We start from the raw sequence: 6,407 nt of genomic DNA, 5'->3' as shown, positions 1-6,407 counted from the left end.
CCCTGAAACAAGAAGTTGAAGCTTTAAAAGGCCGTGTATCAAATGTTGAGAAAGCAGTTGACGACCTGAAAAAAGACAGCGACGGCGACGGTGTAGCTGATCAGTTCGACAAATGCCCTAACACTCCCGCTGGTACTGTAGTTGATGGCTCAGGTTGCCCGTTACGTTTCCCCGAGCCCCCGCCGCCACCTGTAACGGCAGATATGCCCTCTATTAACGATGATCAGCAATTGCAGAACCAGGTGGATAAAGAGCTACAACTCATCAGGCTATATTATCAGCGCAAACACAATATGCCCGGCTTTAACCGGTATTTACAAATGGAACAGCAAAACGTGGGCGCCAATCTTAACGATCTGAAGCGCGCACGCGAGCAGGTGCTCACCAACTTACACATACCCATACCTAATTAAATACCCGATGAGGATGAGAAGGCGAGGCTGTTTTTTTGGTTTATTGCTGCTGATGATGTTTGGCACCGGCACACATGCGGTGGCTATAACTGTTTCGCACCGCCAGGACAGGCAGCAACAACCTCAAAAACCGGAGAAAAAGCAAACCCCTGGCACAAAAGCAAAACCGCAGAGCGAAATACCTGCCCTGAACGATGATAATGACCAAAAGCTGCGCAATAAGCTGGATAAAGAGTTGGCCCTCATCAAAAAATACTATACCGACCGCCATGATGCTGCCGGCTTTGCGCGCTACCAGTTAGCTGAGCAGCAAAACGTGGGCGATAACCTTAACGACCTTAAACGTGCACGCGAGCAAGTGCTCGCCAACTTACACATACCTATACCTAACTGATCATGAAACCATCTTTTAAAACCCTTAAACATGCGTTAATTGTACTATTGCTGCTGCTTGGCCCGCTTAACCTTTTAGCTGCCGCAACCGCCGACACCGGCGCCGTTATCGACCCTTTAACCACCTTGCAGGGATTTAAGAAAACCGAGATCAGCCCCATGCGGCAGCGCTACAACGATTTTGTTTTGAAGGACCGGATGTGGGTATACAACTGGCAGGATATCAGCAGCGTAATTATTTTTTTGATGGTGATAGCCGTGGTTATCATGGGGCTTATCCTGTCGTACAAGCAGTTTGCCTTTACTAACCAGATGATCCTGAAGCACCACGAAGCCATGCTGGCCTCGCCGCCGAAGCAGGCTGTTACCAAAGTTACCAATAGCGCAGCCGGTACCCAGATACAGCAAAGCGGGGATGCCGACGAGCAGTCGACCACAAAGGTAAAGGTTGAGCCCGCGGGCGACGATATACCGCAAACAGCTACAACTTTCGAGGTAAGTAAGGATGGCCTCAAGATCAACTCAGCGGTCATCGGGCTGATCATCCTGGTGGTGTCGATCGTGTTTTTCTTTTTATACCTGCGTTTTGTGTACCCTATACACGAAGTGCACGATACCATACAATAAGCTGCCTGCAAGCCCGAACGACTGGCAAATGCCCAGTATGTTATCAACCGGGATAATAAGCGATTTGCCGGGTATTTCGGCAACACGGATAACACCAGCAAGCGGCAATTTGGTGTGTATCTTAATCCGTTGCCGCAAAACCCGCACCTTGCAGGTGTTGTCGCCTGCATGCTTATCATTTTGTTAAGTTAACACATCACGGATGAACGGTTTGCTGGCAATAACACCAACAACGGCACGAGATTACCCTGCCATGATGGTCGTATCTTCTAAATAATTTTTTTTGTGCGATATTCTTATAGTTAATGTTAATTATATTAAATGTATATTTGATATACCAATTGCCCACCTAAAAATAACTCTTATGGATACTGAAAATTCTACACCCGCAGCCCTGGCAAAAAAAGCCTGGATGAACCCAGAATTGACCCTTATCTCCAAAAACCCGGTAATAGGGTCTAAAACGTTTCCGCAGGTGCATGAGGGTACCGGCGCTTACGTAACTTTTGCCGTCCCTCATCAATACAAAAATTTTTCAAACGCGGCCCAAACATTCGGCATTAATATCACCTCAAACGGCGCACCGGTTGGCGGCAATAAAACCCAGGCTTTTTCGTAACACCAACATGTGCGGCGCCGCTTCGCGGCGGCATATTTTGCAGGTAATTAAGCTACCCTGAGTTAGGTGGCCCGGTGTATGTGTGCTATGCCCTGGCTATGTTTGTTTTATGCTCCGTAAACATTAAATTTGGTGGTAATATCAACCCCTCCTTAATTAATGGAAGCAAAAGAAACTCCAGCTGGTGCTCCGGCAAAAAAGACCTGGGCAAGTCCATGGCTTTTACTTATATCCCGAAACACGGTTTCGGCCAAAGTATACCCCAACGTGCACGAAGGTACGGGTAAAACGGTGGTTACCGCTGTGTATTCATACTACTCCAACCAGGCGGGCACTGCACACATCACGCTTGCCAAAAACGGCTACCATTTGGGTAATAAATCGTCTGCAGCTTCGTGAGTGCCAGCTGTTCGCTGCTATCCAACGCGTTTCTTATTACCAGTGCCATCCGGAGGAATCCCGTCGTTATCCGAAGCCGATGATCCCGACAACACGGTCTGTACACTAAAACAATTAAGGAATATTTTATGTTCAGATAGAAAACAATACATTTGACGCCTGTAACTTATGAACACTATGTATACCGAAAATATTACGCCTGCTAAAAAAGGCTGGGTAAAGCCAGAACTAACCCTTATATCCAGAAACCCGGCGATAGGGGCTAAATCTGTATCTTTTGTACACGAAAACTCGGGGCACTATACCCCCGGGCATGCACACTTTACCAATGCCAAAAGCAGTGGTTATGTGAGCCAAAAAACACAGGCGTTTTCATAAGATGCTTACGCTTTGTGCCACACCTGTAAGGTGCGGCCTGGGGGTTTTGAGCCGCAATATCAGCAGCTTCAGAGCGCTTCCTGTTCAACAGCAGTCTTCTTGTCCCTTGCTGCAATCAGCAAACAAATGGCTCCGGCGGTAACGGCCATATCGGCAACGTTAAAAATGCCGGTGCGCAGGCCGGCAATGCCCACATTCATAAAGTCGGCAACGTGGCGGTCAAAAAATATCCGGTCTATCAGGTTGCCCATCCCCCCGGCAAATATCAGCGCAAGCGCCACCATTTTCAGGGCGTTAAGTTTATCCACGTTTTTAAGGGTATAAATAACCAGGCCCAGCATAATGGCCAGCGGCAGCATGCTGAGCAGCCAAAAGCTCGCCGCCCTGGGCAGGCTATCGCCCAGGCTAAGGGCCGCGCCTGTATTTTCGGCATACTCCAGCCTGATGGTATTATGCAGGTAGCTGATGTCGGGGTGGTTCATCAGGTGTGTTTTTGCCAGGTTTTTGGTTACCCTGTCGCAACTGATGAACGCTAAACTGATTGTGCAGAACAATATTATCTTGGTAATAGGGCGCATTTTTGTGTTTTAATAAGATAAAATTACTGTTTTTAAACTTCTTTATACACTGTCGAAGTTTTTTTAATTATCTGGTACAATAGCAAAACAGTTTTACCTTATGCTGGTTATTAAGGTGTTAGCTTTTCGTTGGTTAAAGTATAATATCTGTCCGTCCGGTTAAAATTCAACAACCTAAGCCAACCTGCTAATTTAACATGCTGCTTTTAAGGCATATGCATGTAAAAGCCCAGGTTGCATTTTGTCCGCTTTAGTAAAATCAGTAATTCAGAAAAAAGGTCTTTTCAGGATGCTTATATGCTGTGTTTGGTATATACCCTGGCAATTTATGAAAACACAACTACTTAACATATATATGAACGAAAGTATGACTCCTTCATTCCCGGCAACTATCCCCATTGCCGTTTGGATAAAAAAACCAGGCCTGGCGCCACGTCTTATTTATGTTATCGTCGGCAATAAAAGCCGGTTAACGCCTGCAGGCCGCCATACTTATAGCTTTGGTTTGCGTAACCCCGGCCTGCTAAAAAACAGGTACAAGCGGCTGTACGGCAACATCCGCGAACTGTTAACGGATGGGTATCCACTTTTAACCACACCTGCAAAAATGGCCGTTAAACCACAAGGTGTACCTGTACTTAACGCGGGTAAAAACCAGCTGCGCATAGGCCCTTTGCGTTTTATAGTATATTCAATTACCATGTTTATACTACTGCCCCTGTTCCTGGCAGATGGCCGCGAGAACGTTAAACTCAATAAAGTTGAGCGTGACAAAAACATATCCGGATAGTTATTGATGTTGAAAAACTAACTTTTGTGTATTTGTAACGTATTTATTACCTTGCAGCGCCCGATTAAATTAATATAACAACTAAAGATGAACCCAGATACAACCGGTTTAGCTTTGGGGTATGCGATGAAGCCTGCCATAACAGCTCTGAACGGAAATAAAGCCCATAGTAAAAAACTTAGCCCCTTTTTGCTATGATGCGTTTAGTTAAATACAGCCTGATATTTGTTTTAATGCTGCCCCTTTTTTTGCTCGACGGGCAGGAAAATGTTAAGCTTACCAAAATTGAGCGCGATATTGACGAGCCTGCCGAACGGATGCGTTAAGACGCACCATTTTCTGCACCGCATCAGCGCCTTAGGAGCTTTCTCCGAACTTTAACTTTCGACTCTCCCGGTCGGTTGTCAACCCATCACGGACGAACTGTTTGTTGGTGATGACACCCGTTATGATACGCCAACAAAAGCAAATGCTGCCTTCTTAGGCTGCCAGAACCATTAATTAGCCTAAAATCTATCTTATATTAATAAAATTTGCAACATTTAGCATTAATAATTTTACATTAACTAAAATAAAGCGCTGTTTATTAATTAGTTCTTAATAAATTTCAAAAAAGATTGATTTTTTGAAAACCGGCAATTGTTTTTTGCCGTAAATGCAATAACCCCGTATTAATTTTTTTTGGCCGCATACCTTACAAAAGCAATGAGCGAAAGTAAATTAATAAACAACCGTTAACTCTGCCCGTAGCCGTTTTGATTAAAAACAATGGCACGGACCAGGCTTACCTGTATTTAGGCAAGCAATATTAGCACCGTGCACCTATATCATTTTAATAGGTATAGCCAGCAACAGGTAAACAACACATACAGGTTGTTACAGTAATGTTAATGCCAAAACTTGCTCAGGACCTGCTACCTGGTATTCAGCCCTGCTATTAAAAATCAACGTCATCCCTTAATTACTAAGCCTCCTTTACATTAACATGAGCAAAAACCGGTCCCGTATCAGTCCGTTGCGTTTTATTGCCTACTCTGTTACCCTTGTATTATTATTGCCTTTTTTTTTAATAGATGGCCGCGAAAACAACAAGCTTAATAAAAATAGCACGCCCCTGATAAACCCGGCGAACCGCGGGAGTGATGGGCAGCAATAAACTTGTACTTGTATGCTTTCTATCGGTTATTTTATTGCGGGCCGCGCAGGCCAAGGATATCAAATTCAATATTAATAGCTATGTGATGAAATGCCTTGCGGGTGGTTATATTCCCTCTTTCGGTGGTTTATCACCTGTAAGTCCGTCTTTTTTGAGTTGGTGCTATCGCCAACCACAGGCGAGGTGGGGCCCCAATACATCAAGGATGAACGGGTTGTTGGTGATGACACCTGTGATGATAAACACCAATAAAGGGCAAGTATTGTTTTGACTTTTGACTTTACCTGATCTGCGTCACATTCACAATGTTGAAGATCTGGCTGCAATCGTCGAGGTCGAGGTCAAAATCAGGGTAGGCGTCCTTATCGGGGTTTAACGACTGGCAGGTGATCACGCCCGCCTCCACATCGTGCCTGATGATGCGTTTGATGAGGATCCCTTCCTTATGTACGATCACATAATCCTTAAAACGGTGGATGTGGAAACGGCTGCTCCATAAATGGCGCTGTATCTCGCGGCCGGTAACGGTGCTGCCTTCGGTAATGCTCTCTTCGGTTCCGTTGCTCATACTATCGCCAATAACCTGAAAAGCCATATACTTACCCTTGTGCTGCTTGTTAACCACAAAGCTGTGTTTGGGCAACTCATCAATATACTCTTCGTCCTGATAGCCGGCCAGGTACCCGGCGTAAGCGTAATCCTGCACCAGCGGCACAATCATGATATATTGCCCGTTACCCAGGTCGACAAAAGGCGAGTCGGTTTCGTTGTGCTGTATATCGCCTACGCTGTAAGCATTGCTGTGTTTGCCGATTGTTGCAGACGCTTTGCTTTCAGTTTTGAAAATATCCGGAAAGCGCTCCGCTACCAACGTTTTAAAATTAGCGTCGAGCTGCTGCTTGCGCAGGTGATAATTGAGCCCTTGCCGTGTTAAGCCCAATTTTTCGGCAATATCGCCCATTGGTATACCGCTTCCTTTTAATAAATTACGTGTTTGTTCGCCCTGGTGCATATCAAATAATTGAAAAATATTTTACATTTTACTTTCAAATAT

The 6,407-nt window shown here is 45.1% G+C and carries 9 protein-coding genes and 1 pseudogene; 8 read left to right on the top strand and 2 right to left on the bottom strand.

From position 1 onward, the window contains the following. From BEL04_RS24605 to BEL04_RS10850, 6 genes and pseudogenes are all read left to right on the top strand, one after another. Positions 1 to 413, top strand: a pseudogene (locus tag BEL04_RS24605) (hypothetical protein); the annotation flags it as partial. A gap of 7 nt (positions 414 to 420) precedes the next feature. Beyond that, entirely contained in the window at positions 421 to 807 is a 387-nt protein-coding gene (locus tag BEL04_RS10870; RefSeq protein WP_175404050.1) for a hypothetical protein, read from the top strand. A gap of 2 nt (positions 808 to 809) precedes the next feature. Then, entirely contained in the window at positions 810 to 1,433 is a 624-nt protein-coding gene (locus BEL04_RS10865; RefSeq protein ID WP_066003252.1) for a hypothetical protein, read from the top strand. A 364-nt stretch (positions 1,434 to 1,797) separates the two neighbouring features. Continuing rightward, positions 1,798 to 2,052 carry a hypothetical protein gene (locus BEL04_RS10860; protein WP_066003250.1) on the top strand — a complete coding sequence of 85 codons (255 nt, stop codon included), beginning with the start codon at positions 1,798 to 1,800 and terminating at the stop codon, positions 2,050 to 2,052. Between the two features lie 159 nt (positions 2,053 to 2,211). Further along, positions 2,212 to 2,451 carry a hypothetical protein gene (locus BEL04_RS10855; protein ID WP_066003247.1) on the top strand — a complete coding sequence of 80 codons (240 nt, stop codon included), beginning with the start codon at positions 2,212 to 2,214 and terminating at the stop codon, positions 2,449 to 2,451. 177 nt (positions 2,452 to 2,628) lie between these two features. Next, on the top strand, positions 2,629 to 2,829 hold the full coding sequence (locus tag BEL04_RS10850) for a hypothetical protein (RefSeq protein WP_066003245.1): 201 nt from the start codon (positions 2,629 to 2,631) through the stop codon (positions 2,827 to 2,829). A gap of 68 nt (positions 2,830 to 2,897) precedes the next feature. On the opposite strand, the gene lspA is transcribed toward BEL04_RS10850, so the two are convergent. Then, positions 2,898 to 3,407: a signal peptidase II gene (lspA, locus tag BEL04_RS10845; RefSeq protein ID WP_066003241.1), complete on the bottom strand. Its 510-nt coding sequence runs from the start codon at positions 3,405 to 3,407 to the stop codon at positions 2,898 to 2,900. Positions 3,408 to 3,735: 328 nt separating this feature from the next. Between lspA and BEL04_RS10840 the strand changes: the two genes are divergently transcribed. Together BEL04_RS10840 and BEL04_RS24690 are read left to right on the top strand one after the other, a co-directional pair. Continuing rightward, positions 3,736 to 4,197, top strand: coding sequence for a hypothetical protein (locus BEL04_RS10840; protein ID WP_139112983.1), 462 nt, complete (start codon positions 3,736 to 3,738; stop codon positions 4,195 to 4,197). A gap of 194 nt (positions 4,198 to 4,391) precedes the next feature. Then, entirely contained in the window at positions 4,392 to 4,523 is a 132-nt protein-coding gene (locus BEL04_RS24690; protein WP_256389359.1) for a hypothetical protein, read from the top strand. 1,110 nt (positions 4,524 to 5,633) lie between these two features. Here BEL04_RS24690 and BEL04_RS10835 read toward each other — a convergent pair. Next, positions 5,634 to 6,365, bottom strand: coding sequence for a S24 family peptidase (locus BEL04_RS10835; protein WP_066003238.1), 732 nt, complete (start codon positions 6,363 to 6,365; stop codon positions 5,634 to 5,636). Positions 6,366 to 6,407 lie beyond the last annotated feature (42 nt).

This window comes from Mucilaginibacter sp. PPCGB 2223 (assembly GCF_001705515.1).
Classification (GTDB): domain Bacteria; phylum Bacteroidota; class Bacteroidia; order Sphingobacteriales; family Sphingobacteriaceae; genus Mucilaginibacter.
Note: the sequence above shows the minus strand (reverse complement) of the source record. Positions and strands in the feature narration are given on the sequence as shown.

Excerpts from the sequence above, each read along its gene's own strand:
- BEL04_RS10870 (WP_175404050.1), top strand. The coding sequence starts at position 421 with ATGAGGATGAGAAGGCGAGGCTGTTTTTTTGGTTTATTGCTGCTGATG.
- BEL04_RS10865 (WP_066003252.1), top strand. The coding sequence starts at position 810 with ATGAAACCATCTTTTAAAACCCTTAAACATGCGTTAATTGTACTATTG.
- BEL04_RS10860 (WP_066003250.1), top strand. The coding sequence starts at position 1,798 with ATGGATACTGAAAATTCTACACCCGCAGCCCTGGCAAAAAAAGCCTGG.
- BEL04_RS10855 (WP_066003247.1), top strand. The coding sequence starts at position 2,212 with ATGGAAGCAAAAGAAACTCCAGCTGGTGCTCCGGCAAAAAAGACCTGG.
- BEL04_RS10850 (WP_066003245.1), top strand. The coding sequence starts at position 2,629 with ATGTATACCGAAAATATTACGCCTGCTAAAAAAGGCTGGGTAAAGCCA.
- lspA (WP_066003241.1), bottom strand. The coding sequence starts at position 3,407 with ATGCGCCCTATTACCAAGATAATATTGTTCTGCACAATCAGTTTAGCG.
- BEL04_RS10840 (WP_139112983.1), top strand. The coding sequence starts at position 3,736 with ATGAAAACACAACTACTTAACATATATATGAACGAAAGTATGACTCCT.
- BEL04_RS24690 (WP_256389359.1), top strand. The coding sequence starts at position 4,392 with ATGATGCGTTTAGTTAAATACAGCCTGATATTTGTTTTAATGCTGCCC.
- BEL04_RS10835 (WP_066003238.1), bottom strand. The coding sequence starts at position 6,365 with ATGCACCAGGGCGAACAAACACGTAATTTATTAAAAGGAAGCGGTATA.